The 16,580-nt window shown below is 40.9% G+C and carries 14 protein-coding genes and 1 pseudogene; 7 read left to right on the forward strand and 8 right to left on the reverse strand.

Features of this window, described 5'->3' with window-relative positions:
- Positions 1-13 precede the first annotated feature (13 nt).
- The gene (locus ACNS8M_RS04150) at positions 14-1,042 is read right to left on the reverse strand and encodes a transposase (RefSeq protein ID WP_419225187.1); all 1,029 of its coding nucleotides are present in this window, start codon (positions 1,040-1,042) and stop codon (positions 14-16) included.
- Between the two features lie 48 nt (positions 1,043-1,090).
- On the opposite strand from ACNS8M_RS04150, the pseudogene ACNS8M_RS04155 reads away from it, so the two are divergent.
- The 5 genes and pseudogenes from ACNS8M_RS04155 to ACNS8M_RS04175 all read left to right on the forward strand — a co-directional run.
- A pseudogene (locus ACNS8M_RS04155) lies at positions 1,091-1,654 on the forward strand (IS30 family transposase); the annotation flags it as partial.
- Positions 1,655-1,711: 57 nt separating this feature from the next.
- Positions 1,712-2,035: a GGDEF domain-containing protein gene (locus tag ACNS8M_RS04160; RefSeq protein ID WP_419225188.1), complete on the forward strand. Its 324-nt coding sequence runs from the start codon at positions 1,712-1,714 to the stop codon at positions 2,033-2,035.
- Between the two features lie 33 nt (positions 2,036-2,068).
- Positions 2,069-3,199: a DUF389 domain-containing protein gene (locus ACNS8M_RS04165; protein ID WP_419225190.1), complete on the forward strand. Its 1,131-nt coding sequence runs from the start codon at positions 2,069-2,071 to the stop codon at positions 3,197-3,199.
- Positions 3,200-3,430: 231 nt separating this feature from the next.
- On the forward strand, positions 3,431-3,817 hold the full coding sequence (locus tag ACNS8M_RS04170) for a diacylglycerol kinase (protein WP_419225323.1): 387 nt from the start codon (positions 3,431-3,433) through the stop codon (positions 3,815-3,817).
- 42 nt (positions 3,818-3,859) lie between these two features.
- The gene (locus ACNS8M_RS04175) at positions 3,860-4,552 is read left to right on the forward strand and encodes a phosphatase PAP2 family protein (RefSeq protein WP_419225191.1); all 693 of its coding nucleotides are present in this window, start codon (positions 3,860-3,862) and stop codon (positions 4,550-4,552) included.
- Here ACNS8M_RS04175 and ACNS8M_RS04180 read toward each other — a convergent pair.
- From ACNS8M_RS04180 to ACNS8M_RS04195, 4 genes are all read right to left on the reverse strand, one after another.
- Positions 4,549-5,895, reverse strand: coding sequence for a sensor histidine kinase (locus ACNS8M_RS04180; RefSeq protein WP_419225192.1), 1,347 nt, complete (start codon positions 5,893-5,895; stop codon positions 4,549-4,551). The two genes, ACNS8M_RS04175 and ACNS8M_RS04180, sit on opposite strands and share 4 nt — an antisense overlap.
- A 5-nt stretch (positions 5,896-5,900) precedes the next feature.
- Positions 5,901-6,569 (reverse strand): response regulator transcription factor, encoded by a 669-nt coding sequence (locus tag ACNS8M_RS04185; protein ID WP_419225193.1) that lies wholly within the window; start codon positions 6,567-6,569, stop codon positions 5,901-5,903.
- The gene (locus tag ACNS8M_RS04190) at positions 6,562-8,280 is read right to left on the reverse strand and encodes a phosphoethanolamine transferase (protein ID WP_419225195.1); all 1,719 of its coding nucleotides are present in this window, start codon (positions 8,278-8,280) and stop codon (positions 6,562-6,564) included. Before ACNS8M_RS04190 ends, ACNS8M_RS04185 begins: the two co-directional genes overlap by 8 nt.
- Before the next feature lie 223 nt (positions 8,281-8,503).
- The gene (locus ACNS8M_RS04195) at positions 8,504-9,205 is read right to left on the reverse strand and encodes a VIT1/CCC1 transporter family protein (protein ID WP_168418654.1); all 702 of its coding nucleotides are present in this window, start codon (positions 9,203-9,205) and stop codon (positions 8,504-8,506) included.
- A 286-nt stretch (positions 9,206-9,491) separates the two neighbouring features.
- Between ACNS8M_RS04195 and ACNS8M_RS04200 the strand changes: the two genes are divergently transcribed.
- Positions 9,492-9,947: a universal stress protein gene (locus tag ACNS8M_RS04200; RefSeq protein WP_168526109.1), complete on the forward strand. Its 456-nt coding sequence runs from the start codon at positions 9,492-9,494 to the stop codon at positions 9,945-9,947.
- 330 nt (positions 9,948-10,277) lie between these two features.
- Complete coding sequence (locus ACNS8M_RS04205; protein WP_419225196.1) at positions 10,278-13,736, forward strand: MASE3 domain-containing protein; 3,459 nt, start codon at positions 10,278-10,280, stop codon at positions 13,734-13,736.
- 66 nt (positions 13,737-13,802) lie between these two features.
- On the opposite strand, the gene ACNS8M_RS04210 is transcribed toward ACNS8M_RS04205, so the two are convergent.
- From ACNS8M_RS04210 to ACNS8M_RS04220, 3 genes are all read right to left on the reverse strand, one after another.
- Entirely contained in the window at positions 13,803-14,294 is a 492-nt protein-coding gene (locus ACNS8M_RS04210; protein WP_168418651.1) for a flavin reductase, read from the reverse strand.
- Positions 14,295-14,520: 226 nt separating this feature from the next.
- Complete coding sequence (locus tag ACNS8M_RS04215) at positions 14,521-15,549, reverse strand: methionine synthase (protein WP_168418650.1); 1,029 nt, start codon at positions 15,547-15,549, stop codon at positions 14,521-14,523.
- A gap of 23 nt (positions 15,550-15,572) precedes the next feature.
- Positions 15,573-16,550, reverse strand: a complete 978-nt coding sequence (locus ACNS8M_RS04220) for a DUF1852 domain-containing protein (RefSeq protein WP_168461869.1) — start codon at positions 16,548-16,550, stop codon at positions 15,573-15,575.
- Between the last annotated feature and the right edge of the window lie 30 nt (positions 16,551-16,580).

Raw genomic sequence — 16,580 nt, forward strand, 5'->3', positions numbered from 1 at the left:
GACTTACGCACTATTATTTATAGATTCTCTGTGGTAGCAGATGATTTTTATCGAGAATAAAGTCATCAATGAAGTTTTTGATAATTGGTCTAAATAATTTCTTCTGCCAACGATATATATTTTCAAAGATCCGCTCAAACTGGTTCTTTTGTATCTCAATGTAGGCCATCAAGGCTGAAAAAATATGATTCAAAATCAGTTTAGATCGTCTTACTTGAAACTTTTCAATATGACAAACCTGTTTAATCACCCGGTGATATTGCTCTATTTTCCAATGACTTGAATGTAATTCATGAAAACCTTCAAAGGACAATAAATCATCTTCATCTTGATGCACAATATAAAACCTCTGCTGTTCTTTTAACTGAGTCTTAAATAATTGTACAAAGCCAAAATCTTTGAGCCAGACCACTTGACCCTGATGGAAATTTGGCAATAAACGCAGTTGAAACCATTGTCCTTTTTCTGGGGAAACCTTACGGTTACAGTCGATACCAAACATAAATCGAATACCATATTTTCTTATGGTTTTTAGATTTCCAGTCGATGAATACCAACTATCACCTGTAATAAATTGAATCTTTGCACCCCAACTGAGTACTTCACTTAACATATCCATAAAGTAATCATTCTTGGTTTTACTTTCAGATTTGTCATAAATTCGGAAATTAATTGGAATATTTTGACCATTCTGATCTGTCGCATACAAGGTAATGAGATTAATACCCTTGACGGATCGGTGGTGTTTGCCTGACCAAAAATAGCTAACCAAGTCCATATGTTGACTATATGGTTTATCTAAAACAGTATCATCAATACTGACTATAAGTTTATTATTATCAATATGTTGAATTGCTTCTTGATATAGGTCGTGAGGTGTGTAGTCTTCACGTTCTAGAAAGCGATTTACACTATCATGCGAGATGTTATAAGTCTCGGCAAGTTGTGTGCAGCTAATAGAGTTCGGTTCTGTCATGAGAAAGCCCATATAAATGGGTAATGTACAAGTTGCTGTAGAAGCATGTTTAATTCGTCTGATCACAGATACTTTATAAAGTATTTTAATACTTTTTTGAATCCGTCAATGCGTAAGTCCTATTCTATATTACAGGATATTAAAACTATTCATGAGCGCCCAGCCGAAGTTCAAGAAAGAAAAATACCGGTTCATTGGGAGGCCGATTTAATTAAAGGTAAAGACAATAAAAGTTCGATAGCAACACTTATTGAACGAAATACACGGCTCTGTATCTTGGCAACATTACCTGATGCAAAGGCAGAATCAGTGCGCAAGGCTTTAACTGAAGCTCTGAAATATTTACCTGCAGAACTGCGTAAAACGTTGACCTATGACCGTGGACGTGAGATGTCAGAACATAAAATACTCGAAGAAGATTTAGGCATAGATGTATATTTCTGTGACCCACATTCACCCTGGCAAAAAGGCACATGCGAAAATATGAATGGTTTAATTAGGCAATATTTACCTAAAGGGATTTATTTAAATCAGGCAGATCAGCATTATTTAAATCAAGTTGCCATGTCACTGAACACTCGTCCTAGAAAAGCGTTAGATTGGCTTACACCATTAGAGAAGTTTGTTCAGCTTGTTGATTATCATAAGGCTTTTGAAACTGTCGCACCTCATGTTTGAATTCGCCATTTCTTTAAAAGGGTCAATGATCAATATGGGCATGCTAAAGGTGATTTAGTGTTGCAGACACTTGCACGATTTATGCAAGATAATTTCAGAGAGCATGATATTTGTTGCCGTAGTGGTGGTGAAGAGTTTTTTGTGTTAATGACCACAGGCGAGCCAAGTGTGGCATATAAAGCTGCAGAGCGTCTGCGCAAAACTATGCAGGAAAGCACTATTCATGACATGGGGCAAATCACGATCTCTATAGGCATTTCTTTCTGGCCTAAAGATGCGCAAGATGTCTCTGAAGTTTTGGAAATAGCAGACAATAAGTTGTATGAAGCAAAACACAGTGGGCGTAATTGCACACGTTCTACGGCTGAGCAGGAATCTTAAGGTTATACCTACTTAGCCTAACCGAGGCAGAAGATGGATAAAGATAAAGAAGCAACCATTGTGGTAGATGATGGCCCCGAACAAGAAAAATACGAGTTGCTCAAGGAAAAGCTCAAATATAAACAAGCGGCCAGAGAAAACTCCAAGAAAATTGATCATAAACAGGTGCGTCTGAATATTCAGGCCGATGCTCTGCCAAGTAAAACCTTTTTTATTATGAATGCTTTGGCTGCTGTTATTGCAGGTTATGGCTTATTGTCAAATTCAGCTGCAGTGGTCATTGGTGCAATGTTAGTGGCGATGATGCTTGGGCCAATATCGGGGATTGCGCTAGCATTTATTGATAACCGTTGGTTGTTGTTTAAAACAGCATTCAAAACGCTTGTGTTAGGCGTGATTATGATTGTTGTGATTGGTGTGGTGTTGGGTTTAATCAATATTAATCTTCCAATTACCCATGAAATTTTATCCCGCACTCAACCTACCATTATGGATTTGATGATTGCACTTGCTGGTGGTGCAGCGGGTGCATTTGCAGCAGTTTCTCCACGTCTGTCGGTGGCAGTGGTTGGGGTTGCGGTCGCAACAGCTTTGGTTCCACCTTTGGTAGCGAGTGGTATTTTATTGGCTCATTTAGAATGGAAACATGCGGCCAATGCGGCATTATTGGCCATGACCAATATTGTTGCCATACAAATTAGTTCTTCACTTGTATTGTGGATGGCCGGTTTTAGACGTGGTTCAGATGAAGAAGTACAGAGTAATGTACTCGAATTCATAAAAAGAAATGCAATGAGTTTGATTTTTTTATTGGGTTTAGGAGTTTATTTAACATTTAATTTTCTTTTTATGCTTAATAAGCAAATTTATGAAAACCATATAGAAACGACCATTGCTGAACAATTGAATCAGCATAATAATTTAATTGATACAGTTCAGTTTGACCGTCGTAGTGACATGACTTTGGTTCGGGTAGTTTTACGTGGTGATCTTGCTCCTCAAGCACAGAAAATTTCAGATTTGAATCAGAAATTAAAACAAGACCCAAGAGGCAAACCAAGTATGGTACAGGTGCGTTTTATTCCAGTACAAATTATTCAGGCGAAGGAAAGTCCTGAATTTGATATGAAAAAAGTGGAAGCAGAGCAGTTGGTGCAACCGTGAGTTGTTTTGCGGTAGGGTAATCCAAAACTTAAAATATTCTGATATTGAAAAAGGTGAGATTTTTTTCTAAAACAATGATTTTTAGATATTAAAAAGTTATAGATCCTAGCTTTCTTCAATATCCCACGATGGAACAAGAATTATTTTTAATAAATTAACCCACTGCAATTAAGCCAGTTTTAAGATGAGTCCTCTAGCATGAGTCACCTTCATTTAGAATGTGATGGAATGATGCTTTCTCGTTCTCCCTATAAAGGCACAACTGGTGTGCAACGAATTCTCAATGCCACTCGTTATTCATGGGCAGGTTTTAAAACGGCATTTACCCAAGAAGCGGCCTTTCGGCAAATTGTGTTGCTCAATCTAATTTTAATTCCATCCAGTTTTTTTGTACCTGTCGGTCGTGCTGAACAGGTGGTTATGGTGGCGGTGTGTTTATTGGCACTTCTTGTTGAATTGCTGAATTCTGCCATTGAAGCAGTGGTCGATCGGATTTCACTAGAACAACATCCACTGTCTAAAAATGCTATAGATATGGGTAGTGCAGCGCAGTTTGTTGCCTTAAGCATGATTGTAGTGACGTGGGTGCTGTGTCTGCTGCCTGCATCAGTAAACTAAAAATCACAGCCATCCCATTATCTATATTACAGAGCATTTTATATGCAGCCCCAGACCACACGCTTTTTATTGACTCAGAGCTTATTTTTAATTCTCAGTGCGATACTGCTACTTAACTTTTTTACGGTTGCGGGTGCAGTCGACTTAAAGTTGATCACAGCTTATATTGATGTTAATGCTGCATTTCCGTTGCGTCAGCACTGGGCTTTGGCAGAGTTGAATCATCGCTATGTTAAATATGTATTAATTGCGGTGTATCTCAGTTATGGCATTGCATGGCTGATGTCTTTTTATTCTGAAAAATTCAAGCCACGACGCTGGGAATTTGGGTATTTCTTTATTATGGTGATGCTCGCAACGAGCACAATTGCCATTTTAAAATCACAATCGGCGCATGCCTGCCCATGGGATATGGCAGTGGCTACAACGCAGGGAATTTTATGGGAATTAAGTGCCACCGCAGGGCATTGTTTCCCAGGTGGACATGCTTCAAGCGGTTTTGCATTATTGGTCGGATATTTTATTTATCGCACTACACGGCCTAAGCGGGCGTATTTTTTTCTACTTGCCGCTTTGATTTTAGGTTTTACCATGGGCTGGGCACAAATGATGCGCGGGGCGCATTTTTTAAGCCATACGCTTTGGACGGGCTGGATTATTTGGGGCTTAAATGTAATGGCTTATGCGTTGTTTGCAGATCGGTTCGCTAAGGCAGAAACGGTAGAATATATTTAAGCCTCTGTTGAGTGGATTGTATGGGATTGCGTTGCAGTAGAGGGGAATTTTACCTGTACGCACAAGCCGCCTAAACTGGTACTTTTAGAAAACTCGAGCGTTGCGCCTAAGCGCTGTGTTGCTTTATCGACAATTGAAAGACCTAAGCCACTTCCAATTTCTGCATGGTTGTGAATGCGGTAAAAACGTTGTCGAATCTGGTTGAATTGCGCAGGGTCAATACCTGTACCGCTGTCTTCAATTTGCAACAGCACTGCTTCAGCTTGTTGAAGAATAGACACATTAATTACCCCATGTTTAGGGGTATATTTGATCGCATTATCAATCAAATTATAAATAATGGAATGGACTGCAGAGGCTTGTCCATAAATATTCAGCTCCTGCTGTTGTTCTACACCTAAATCGATGTTTTTTTGCAGTGCCAGTTGAATCAGTTGTTCCACGCAGGCAATGGTCATTTGATTTAAAGACAAGCTTTGATTGGGTTCGGTCAAGCTGTCAGATGCATCTTGTTTGGCTAGGCTCAGCAATTGATTAACCAAGTGTTGCAAGCGTAAAACACCTTGGCTTAAATTTTGTAATGCATCACTATGCGGGAACTGTTGCAGCAAAATCTGCACTTGTAAATTGAGTGCGGTAAGCGGTGTGCGTAGTTCGTGCGCAGCGTCTGCCACAAACTGGCGCTGTTCTTGCTGTGCGCTTGAAATACGCATAAATAGCTGGTTCATTTCTTGAATGGTAGGAGCAAGCTCTACAGGGTATTGCTGCATCTGAATTGGGTCCAGTGCTTGTGCTTTACGGCTTGCCAATTCATTTTTAAAGGCATTTAAAGGCTGAAAATTATGTCGAATCAGCCAGCCCAAAGTGAGTAGGGCAAAAGGTAAAAATAAGGCATAAGGAATAAACATATTCGCTGCCAATTCGAGTGCCAAATACTGCCGCACGCTATTTTGCTGACTAATCTGAATTTGCACATCCTGTTGCGGCAAAATATAGGTATGCCATAAGCCCGATGCAGTTTGATGGCTATAAAAACCCGCTTTAGGGACAGGAGCGAGCAAGACGCCATGCGGATGTTGTGGAGATTCGGTATCTGCATAAGACCAGATATCGACAAATAAATCTTCTTCGCTATAACGTTGTTGTAGATCAATTTGGCTTTGGGTGGGTTGAGGCTGAGTGGCTGCAATACGTTCTGCCAGACTTTGCATCTGCGCATCTAATATTTCGTTCATTTCTTCAAGTGCAATACGATAGGCCGCAAAAACCAACACGCAGCCCAGCATTACACTAAAAACAGAAACATAAATAATCAGGCGTTTTTGCAAAGAATAGGAAGGCATTAATTTTATCCTAAACGGTAGCCCAAACCACGAATGGTACGAATAAAGTCTTTGCCAAGTTTGGCGCGTAAATGGTGAATATACACCTCAATGGTATTGCTGCTGACTTCACTGTCAAAATCATATAATTTATCTTCTAAATTGCTTTTAGAAAAAATTTTATTGGGATGACTGACTAATGCCAATAATATGGCCCATTCACGGTTAGACAGTTCGATGTAGTCCCCTTTAAATTTAGCCAGATGTTGCTCGGTGTCTAGGCTTAAATCGCCATAGCGTAAAATGCTGCTGTCATTGCCAACAATTGGTTGTCCACTGCGTCGGAGCAGAGCATGAATTCTGGCTAATAGCTCATCAAAAGCATAAGGTTTAATTAAGTAATCATCGGCACCCTGATTTAAACCTTCAACCCGTTGTTGTAGCTGATCACGTGCGGAAATAATCAGTACAGGTAATTGTGGAAAGAGTTGCCGTATATTTTTCAGTACCTGCATACCATCCATCATGGGTAGGCCTAAATCCAGCAAGACCAAATTAAAACTGTGCTGTTGTAAAGCTTTTAACCCATCAATACCATTATTGACCCACGAAACCTCAAACTGTTGCAGCTTTAACAGGGTCTGGGTCGACTCGGCAATCATAAAGTCATCTTCAATGATTAATATTTTAGGCATGGGCGGACTCGTGGTTGAGCGTAGATGTTGAGGATGCGCATTGATTGAGCATATCATTTTTAGGGTCAATCACTTGGCTTTTTATGTCCAATAGACTTAATAAACTCGGAAAAAGATTGTCATGGCTTAAGGTGCGAGCAGTCTGTGCTTTCAGACAGTTAACTTGAGCAGGCTGTTGTTGCTGCCAAGCCTCTGAAAACCACATGAGCATAGGTACATGAGTTTGCTGGCTTGGTGCCATTGAATACGGTGCACCGTGTAAATATAAGCCATGCTCACCTGTCGATTCGCCATGATCTGACACATACCAGAAGCCAGTTTGATAATGTTTTTGTTGCTGCAAGGTTTGAATCAACTGACTTAATACATGGTCAGTGTACACAATTGAGTTGTCATACGTGTTAGTCAAGGCATTGGCACTGCAACCTTGAATGGCATTACTGTTACACATGGGCTGGAAAGGTTGATAAGCCGCAGTAGAGCGTTTGTAATATGCAGGTCCGTGGCTGCCCATTTGATGCAACACAATCAGATGAGAGCGTGTATCTTTTGGGTCAAGTTGACTTAAATAGCTCTGCAAGCTATCGACTAAAATTTCGTCCAAGCATTCTCCGCTGGCATCACACCATTTCTGTTTTAACGCAGCGGGTATCTGATATTGCTGCACCCGATCACATGCACCTTTACAGCCTGAATTGTTGTCAATCCAAGTCACTTGATAGCCTGCACGTTGTGCAATATCAAGTAACCCCTCGCGGTGGCTAGCCAGTTGCTCATCATAATCTGCACGGGGCATGCCAGAGAACATACAAGGTACAGACACAGCGGTTGCTGTACCGCAAGAACTGACCTGATTAAAGTTTAGAATAGGCAATTTAGACAATTCTGGATTGGTATTTTTAGTGTAGCCATTGAGTGAAAAACTTTCAGCACGTGCGGTTTCACCGACCACCAGCAACATAATTTTGGGTGGTGTACCTGCTTGGGTGCGTTGAATACGATGCGCATCTTCACCATAGTGCAGCAGGGGTAAATGTTGTTTGGGTGCTTTCTTTTTATAATAAGACAGGCTAGACGCGATGGCATTTTGGGGGGATAGCATGCCTTTTAAGTCACGATGCTCACGAAAAATAGCCGCATAATCAACATAAAAATAAATCAATAATCCTAAAATAAACACCAGTGACAGCATGCTGGCCAAGGTTTTTTGTAGCAATTGGCGTGGCAGTGATGTAGCTTGAATATTGACTATCCACACCAAACACAGGGGAGCAATCACCAATAGGGTGCTCCAAATGATCAAGCGTATAGACCACAAATCACGCACTTCACGCACATCGGTTTGCAGCATATTCTGAATTTGGTCAGGGGTGATGACAACACCCAAACTATTCACAAAATAGGCACTAAAACCACCCACCACAATGAAGATACTGGCCATTATTTTGGCATTCCAGCGCCAGTTCAGCCACTGCAATAACAGATGATACGCCGCCACAATCACAAGCACTGTTGCGATTAATAAGCCTGTGGCTTTGACACCCTGATACGGCGTAAATTGATGAATTTTTTCATAAAATCCATAGTTTAAGACTAAACCCAGCCAAACAGCTAGCAGTAAATTAAACTTAAACAATGAAATAGATGGAGCGCCCCATCTGAATCTCGAAAAAATAGAAGGTGGGTGATGTGGTTGCGGTTGTTGAGTCATCGTCATGCAATCGAAGATGTTGTGAGATGCTTTAGCCTAGAATTGCAAACTTAAGCTTGGCTTAAAATGATTTTTAAAAATTGTGTAAAGCAGGTAGGGCTATTGTGTAGCAATGCAAACGGTTTAGAGAAAAATAAGCATTTTAAGAATAAATGTAACTTGTTTAGAGATCAAGCAGCCCTCTCTGTGTTTAGATTAAGGGCTGCTTTAACTGAATTTAAAATTAGGCAACAGCGACATGGAACATTGAGCCAATCCATGAACTGAACAACATGGCCACAATACCCCACACCATGACGCGCAAAGCACCTTTCCACATGCTTGCACCGCCTACATAGCTCGCCAAAGCCCCCATGATGCCTAAACTGATGACACCCACCAACATGACGCCTTTAGCGAGTTGTTGTTCTGGTAACAGTAGAATGGATACCAATGGAAACAGTGAACCCACGGTAAATGCCAAGGCCGATGAAAATGCCGCCGTAAAAGGCTGGGCAGAGGTATGTTCTAAAATTCCAATTTCATCACGTGCATGTGCATCTAAAGCATTATGCGCAGTTAATTGTTGCGCTACTTGTTCGGCAAGGTTTTCATCTAAACCACGCAACATATAAATATTTTTAAGCTCTTTTAGTTCGTGTTCAGGATGCAATTCTAACTCACGTGCTTCCATGGCAAGGTCATTTTGTTCAATATCTTGTTGCGATTTGACCGAAATATATTCTCCCGCGGCCATAGAGGCTGCACCTGAAATTAAACCCGCAATACAAGTGACCAATAAAGTTTGTGAAGAGGCACCACTGGCTGCCATGCCGACCACTAAACTGGTGACTGAAATAATCCCATCATTTGCACCCAATACTGCAGCGCGTAACCATCCAGAGCGTTCAATATAATGTTTTTCGCGGTGGTAAGAATGCGGCATAGACAACTCTCTTGTTATTTAATTTTCATCAATGGATATGTGATTTATAGCATAAATTATTCTATAAAATTTATCGTAATAAATCGTCAAATCAGGGGCAGTCTTGCTGCGAAATTTGATTGGAATTTCAGGCGATCTGTACGGAATCCATATTTTTGTATCGGTTATAACATCGCGGGCGAGCATAGATTGTATAGCAACAGGCTCCTTGTAAATTGATCAATAGACTGTAAGATGAATGTCATCGTACTGAACATAAATTGATAAATTTAAAGGGGAAATTCAAATGTCATTTCAGAATATTTTAGTACCTGTAGATGGTTCCAAAATTTCTTTAGCAGCGGTACAGCATGCTGCTGAAATTGCAAAAGCCTGTAATGGTGAATTGACCCTGATTAGCCTTGTGGCAGAAGACCCGTATAAAGATTTAGATTTTGCCTATTACTACGTTTCTGCGCCAATGAAAGAATATTTTGTACAAGTCTATGCCAATGCAGAAAAAGCTTTGCAACAAGCCAGTGATATTGCGGCAAGAGTTGGTGTAGATGCGCAAACTCGAGTGATTAAAAGTTTATCTATTGGGCAGAGTATTGTGTCGCTCGCTACAGAACTGGAAGCCGATTGTATTGTTATGGGGTCGCATGGCCGTACAGGAATGCAAAAAATGTTATTGGGCAGTGTGGCTGCGCATGTATTGGGTTCTACGCAATTGCCAGTATTGGTGGTGAAGGCAGAAGCATAAAGCAAGCCTTTGCTAGATCAGTATTGTATAGATTCACACCCCAGTGAAATTATTTTAGCATTATTAAGTAAAACTTAAGTTTGAGTGAAAGTAAGCTGCATAAATAGCCGATGATTTGACCTTTGTGTCTGTTTGATATGATGCAAATTCAGAATTAAATTATTGAAAAGTTGCATAAATTTGGCAAAATGTAGGGGTAGGATTTAATTTTACAAAGCGGTAGTCCCTGATGTATTGGGGCTGTAGGTGTAAGTCGTGCTTTAAAATACTTTAGGGTATGGATGTGCGATTTTATTCAATACCATGAGGTTATCTCATAGGGGAAATATTATGGCTAAATCATCTCGTGACCAGTTATCACCAGATGTATTCGACTTAAAGTCGTTTATTTCTCCTTATATGATGATCTTGACGCCCACCTATTTTGCAGTGCTGATTTGGTGTAGCAATCGTTCGCTTGGTTTTTTATTCACCCATACACTAGCTGAATTAATTTCAATTGTGATTGCGGTTACAACCTTGATTGTGACCCTCATTTCTCGGCATTTTACTCGAAACTATTTTGTGGTGTTTATTGCCATCGCAATTGGTTGGTGTGGACTGATTGACTTATTCCACACGTTACTTTTTCAAGGCATGCAACTGCTGCCGATTGAAAGTGCAAACCCTGCCACTCAGCTTTGGATAGCAGCACGATTGTTGCAAGCTTTTGCTATGTTAGCCGCGCCGTTTATGCTCACCCGTGCCATTAAGCCATTGCAGCTGAATGTATTTTTTGGGGTGGTGAGCATTTCACTGGTGGTTGCCATTATGCAAGGGTATTTCCCAGCCGCCTTTGTGGATGGGCAGGGGCTCACATCCTTTAAAATTTATAGTGAATATCTGATTATTGCGGTTTTGGCAGTCGCTCTGGTTTATTTATGGCAACGCCGTAAATACTTAAATCCAAAACTGACCTTTGGTATTAGCTTGTCCATGCTCACCATGATGGCTTCGGAATTTACCTTTACTCAATATGTATCGATTTATTCAGATGCCAATTTATGGGGGCATGTACTCAAGGTTTATTCGTACTGGTTTATTTATATTGCCTTAGTGGAATCGACCCTGAAAGAGCCGTTTAGCATGTTGTCAAAAGCAGCAAGCACTTATGACACCATTCCAGACCCAACCTATATTGTAAAAGCCAATCAAACAATTCAGCAGGCAAATTTAGCAGCTACACGTGTGCATGGTAGGTCTGCAGCACGCTTAGTGGGTTGTTCTGTACATGAATTATTGCATGATCCGCGCGTGCTTGCTGAAAACTGCCCTGTATGTTCACGTTTAAATCAAAAACCACATGAGTTTTTGGTACAACTGGCTTTGCCCGATCAGAAAACCATTGAATGTCATGTCGCACCTTTTACTGAGCGTTTAGGTCAAAAAACCGTGTGGGTGATGGTGGTTCGTGATGTCACACAACGTGAGCGATTACTCCGAGATTTACGTGATCGGGTAAAAGAAGTACGTTGCTTAAATCAGATTAATCAGCTGTGTAATGAACATAAAGCCGATATGGCAGATTTGCTTGGCAAAGCTTTAAAGATTATTCCTTCAGGCTTTTCACACCCTAAACAGCTACGCATTAATATTGAAAGTGAGTGGGGCAATTTAGGCGATGCCCGTACAACTGAAAATCAGTCTGAGTTGCAATCTGTATTTCAGCATCAACAACAAAGCTTTGGTATGCTCAGAATTTGGTACGAACAGCCCGAGCTGATGCCCGAATTTACGCCAGAAGAACAAAATTTAATTGATCATATCTGCAGTCAAATTACAGAGGTCTATAGTCGCTTAAAGTCTCAAGCACGTGTGGAGCGCTTGACCTATTTATATCAATTATCTAGTGAAACAAACCGTGTTATTGCACATAGCAAAAACCAACATGGTTTGTTAAAAGAACTACAGCATGTGTTATTGCGTCTAGGTAGCTTTGACAAAATTTTTATTGCTATGAAGTTAGATAGCCATGCAGATCAAATGCTGTCTATAGAATTTCATCACAATATCGATGCACACATCCTGATGACGTTGCAGCAGGCATTGAACCAAGAAGCGCCATATCCACTACAAAAAGTGAAAAACAGCAGTGCCGATATTGATGTGTATACCTATGTTTTAAATGATGATCAGTATGAAAATGCATCGCAGGAATACCAAGCGTGGCGTCGCTATTTAAAACAAGAAAAAATCTGCCAAGCAGCACTAACGCCGTTGATGTTTCAAGGATATTTCTGGGGCTTAATTGGACTCTATACCACAAGTAGTGATGAGTTTGACCATGAGCAAATTCAGTTATTACAAAATCTGTCTAAAGATATCTCATCGGCTTTAGAGCGTTTTTCTGCAGAACAACAGCGACGGCTTGCCGAAAGTCGTTCTAAGCAAATGGAACAACGCTTTGAAGAAGTGTTTTTTCAGTCACCTGTGCCAATGCAAATTATTTCCTTGGCAAATGAACGCATTGTGGCGGTCAATTTAGCTTATGAAAACTGGCTTGGATATAAAGGCGATGAGCTAGTCACCCGTGAGCATTGGGTGAACAAAGTTGCACCCGATGAAAAGTTACAACAGTTTATGCGACACAATTGGCATGATGCGATTGTTGCGGCGAAACAGGGCAAACAGATTCAATTCCCTGAAATTAGCTTAATAGCCAAAGATGGAAGTTTACGTATTGCACATCGTACATTGGCAATTGTCGGGCAAGACGCCATTGTGGCTTGGACAGATTTAACCACCATCCGCCAAACTGAACAGGCGTTAATTGATAGTGAACAACGTTTCCGTGGCATGGTTGAAAAAACCGTGGTGGGCATGTATGTGCAGCGCGATAACTACTATTTATATGTGAACCCAAGTTATTCTGAAATGTTGGGTTGGTCAGTTGATGAGTTGATTGGTCAATATGTATTTGATTTCATAGATCAAACGCCAGAAAATCTTGAGGTGGTTCGGCATGCAGAGGAACAGGTACAAGCGGGCGGACGTTCAAACGTGTCTTGCACTGTTGCCATGTGCCATAAAAATGGCCAAGTCCGTGCCTTTGCACTACATGCACGTATGATTATTTGGGATGATGGTTTACCTGCAACGATTGTCATGGCACAAGACATTACCGAACAAAAAGAAGCCGAAGAACAAATTGCCATGTTCGTGAAACAACTCGAAGACACCATGTACGGTACTTTGCAAGCGGTATCGACTATGGTAGAAATGCGAGACCCATATACTGCGGGTCATGAGCGACGTGTCGGCCTAATTGCCAGTGCAATTGCCAAAGAAATGGGGTGGGATGATAAGCGTTGTTTACAAATGGAAGAAATTGGCTTGGTGCATGATATTGGTAAAATTTCGATACCTTCAGAAATTTTAACCAAGCCTTCACGCTTAACCCCAATTGAAATGGAAATGATGAAAGGGCATGCGCAAGCAGGTTATGACATTTTAAAAGATGTGCCATTTATTATACCGATTGCAGATATTATTGGGCAGCACCACGAGCGTATGGACGGGACAGGTTATCCAAATGGCTTAAAAGGTGATGAAATTCTACCTGAAGCACGCGTGCTGACTGTGGCAGATGTGATTGAATCTATGGCATCACACCGTCCATACCGACCTGCCTTGGGGGTAGATGTGGCATTGGCTGAAATTATGCGTGGACGCGGTACCATTTACGATACAGAGGTGTGTGATGCTGCGTTACGTTTATTTAATGAAAAAGGCTATACCTTGCCCAACTAATCCATATACGTGGCTTGTTGGTCTCGCATGAGCAAATCGGCTGCTTTAACATTTTCTGACTAAATTTTAAAGCATTGATGCTTGTCCGACATGGTGATAAGCACGATTGAAATATACCAAGCCTTGCTCATGTGGGCTATGTTGAATAGCGACAATACGGCAAATAAAAATAGTGTGTGTGCCAACTTCTTGCGTTTGCTCGATTTGACAATCAAAACTGACCAACGCGTCTTCTAGTACGGGTGCGCCTGTTTTAAGTTTTGTCCAAGTGGCATGTTCAAAGCGTTCTTCTGAACTCATTTTGGAAGAAAACACATTTGAAAGATGTTGATGATGTGCACCCAGAACGTTCACACTCAAAATTTTATTTTCTATAAAATGTAGATGTGAACGTGCAGCCTGATTCATACAGACCAATAGCGTTGGTGGTGTATCTGTCACACTGCATACCGCAGATGCAGTAAATCCATGCTGACCAGAGGCTCCCGATGTGGTCACGACATTTACCGCACCTGTTAACCAAGACATTGCATTTTTAAAGTCAGTTGCTTCAACCATTACTTTGTTCCTAAGCTCCTCATTAGAACTTTCAGCATTGCTCTATAAATAAATCAAGAATCATCATGTGCTGTGTCACATGAGTAAGAATTTAAATGAGGCTGTGGATATTACGATGTGATGAATGGCATTTTAACTGCGCTGTTAAACTGGGAAATGACACCCGATTTAACAGCCCAGTTTGCCTGAACCCATCAGAAAATTGCAGAAAGATGAGTGCGCAGTTTTAGAAAGCAAGTTCGTTTCTGAGCAATGCTGCACCTGCAGTTAAAGCCTGCATTTTGCTTCGGGCGACATTGCGTGGTAAAGGTGCCATTCCGCAGTTGGTTGAAGGGTAGAGTTTGTCTGCATCTACAAACTGCAATGCCTTGCGTAATGTGTCAGCCACTTCTTCAGCTGTTTCAATTTGATGTGTTGCAACATCAATAGCCCCCACCATGACTTTTTTGCCACGGATTAGTTCAATGAGCTCAAGTGGCACACGTGAATTGTGACATTCTAGTGAAACAATGTCGATGTTGGAGCTTTGTAGTTTAGGGAATACTGCTTCGTATTGACGCCATTCTGAACCGAGTGTTTTTTTCCAGTCAGTGTTGGCTTTGATGCCATAACCGTAGCAAATGTGCACAGCGGTTTCACATTTCAGACCTTCAATGGCACGTTCTAAGGTCGCGATGCCCCAGTCATTAACTTCATCAAAAAACACATTAAAAGCAGGCTCATCAAACTGGATAATGTCGACACCTGCGGCTTCCAGTTCTTTAGCTTCCTGATTCAGAATTTTGGCAAATTCCCAGGCGAGTTTTTCACGGCTTTTATAATGTGCATCGTACAAGGTATCAATCATGGTCATAGGGCCAGGCAACGCCCATTTGATTGGCTGATTGGTTTGCTGACGTAAAAATTTGGCATCTTGCACAAATACAGATTTAGGACGGGTCACTTCACCCACAACTGTTGGAACGCTAGCATCGTAACGATTACGAATACGCACCGTCTCACGTTGCTCAAAATCGACACCATTTAAGTGTTCAATAAAAGTGGTAACAAAGTGCTGACGGGTTTGCTCACCATCACTGACTATATCAAGGCCAGCCTGTTGTTGTTCATGTAAAGCGACAATCAGTGCATCTTGTTTACCTTCAAGCAGTTGCTCATCTTGTAATTTCCAAGGCGACCAAAGCTTTTCTGGTTCTGCAAGCCATGCAGGTTTAGGCAGGCTACCAGCGGTAGATGTAGGCAATAAAATTTTCATAATCAATCATCTATTTGGGTCAGTTAAGCAACGTAGTTGGCAGCCCATTGTTCAAGAATGGCTTTGTGAGGCTTGATAAAACTTTCTTCGGTAAATTTACCTTGTTGAATCGCAAGTTGTGTGCGTTCTTCACGGTCATATACAATTTGAGTCAATGAATAATCTTGATAGTTCAAACTTGGCTGATAGCACTGACCTGCAACCGAATTGGCATTGTAAATTTCTGGGCGGTAAATCTTTTGGAAAGTTTCCATGGTGCTGATGGTACTGATTAACTCAAGATTGCTGTAATCACTCAGTAAGTCACCTGTGTAGTAGAAAGCAAAAGGCGCAACGCTATTTGGCGGCATGAAATAACGTACTTGCAGGCCCATTTTTTTGAAATATTCATCGGTAGGTGAAAATTCATTTTGCTGATATTCCACACCCAAGATCGGGTGTTGATTTTCAGTACGATGATAAGTTTTGCTGCTTGAAACACTTAAGCAGATGACAGGCAACTTTTTGAAGTGATCTTGATACGCTTTCGAGTTTAAGAAGCTTTTAAAGATTTTTCCGTGTAAATCCCCAAAATTTTCTGGTGTACTGAATTGATTACGATTCTGATTGTGTTCACGCAGTAAAACACTGAAATCATAATCCCGTACATAAGATGAAAAACTGTTACCCACAATACCTTCAATACGTTGATTCTTGTAATGATCGACAATTGTGGTTTTTAAGACTTCAATCGTTGGGAATGTCTTGCCGTTGCCCTCTACATCAATATCCACAGAAACAATTTCAATTTCAACCGTGTAACGATCGCCGTTTGGGTTATCCCAACGAGCTAAATCATTGAAACGGTTGTTGATCATCTTTAACGTCTTGCGCAGATTTTCTTGACGACTTTCTCCACGCGCCAAATTCGCAAAGTTAGTGGTGAGGCGTGTATTCGCAGATGGATGATAATTTTCATCAAAACGAATGGTTTTTAGTGTAAATGTAAACTCTTGACTCATGATGATCGAATACCTAAATTTCTGTGAAAA

It is taken from the genome of Acinetobacter sp. A2 (assembly GCF_048537555.1).
Lineage (GTDB): Bacteria > Pseudomonadota > Gammaproteobacteria > Pseudomonadales > Moraxellaceae > Acinetobacter.

What these genes read in the sequence shown, in the direction of transcription:
- ACNS8M_RS04215 (WP_168418650.1), bottom strand. Translation starts at nt 15,549, where the DNA reads ATGAAAATTTTATTGCCTACATCTACCGCTGGTAGCCTGCCTAAACCT.
- ACNS8M_RS04170 (WP_419225323.1), top strand. Translation starts at nt 3,431, where the DNA reads ATGCTTTCTCGTTCTCCCTATAAAGGCACAACTGGTGTGCAACGAATT.
- ACNS8M_RS04180 (WP_419225192.1), bottom strand. Translation starts at nt 5,895, where the DNA reads ATGCCTTCCTATTCTTTGCAAAAACGCCTGATTATTTATGTTTCTGTT.
- ACNS8M_RS04210 (WP_168418651.1), bottom strand. Translation starts at nt 14,294, where the DNA reads ATGGTTGAAGCAACTGACTTTAAAAATGCAATGTCTTGGTTAACAGGT.
- ACNS8M_RS04200 (WP_168526109.1), top strand. Translation starts at nt 9,492, where the DNA reads ATGTCATTTCAGAATATTTTAGTACCTGTAGATGGTTCCAAAATTTCT.
- ACNS8M_RS04195 (WP_168418654.1), bottom strand. Translation starts at nt 9,205, where the DNA reads ATGCCGCATTCTTACCACCGCGAAAAACATTATATTGAACGCTCTGGA.
- ACNS8M_RS04220 (WP_168461869.1), bottom strand. Translation starts at nt 16,550, where the DNA reads ATGAGTCAAGAGTTTACATTTACACTAAAAACCATTCGTTTTGATGAA.
- ACNS8M_RS04205 (WP_419225196.1), top strand. Translation starts at nt 10,278, where the DNA reads ATGGCTAAATCATCTCGTGACCAGTTATCACCAGATGTATTCGACTTA.
- ACNS8M_RS04165 (WP_419225190.1), top strand. Translation starts at nt 2,069, where the DNA reads ATGGATAAAGATAAAGAAGCAACCATTGTGGTAGATGATGGCCCCGAA.
- ACNS8M_RS04190 (WP_419225195.1), bottom strand. Translation starts at nt 8,280, where the DNA reads ATGACTCAACAACCGCAACCACATCACCCACCTTCTATTTTTTCGAGA.
- ACNS8M_RS04175 (WP_419225191.1), top strand. Translation starts at nt 3,860, where the DNA reads ATGCAGCCCCAGACCACACGCTTTTTATTGACTCAGAGCTTATTTTTA.
- ACNS8M_RS04185 (WP_419225193.1), bottom strand. Translation starts at nt 6,569, where the DNA reads ATGCCTAAAATATTAATCATTGAAGATGACTTTATGATTGCCGAGTCG.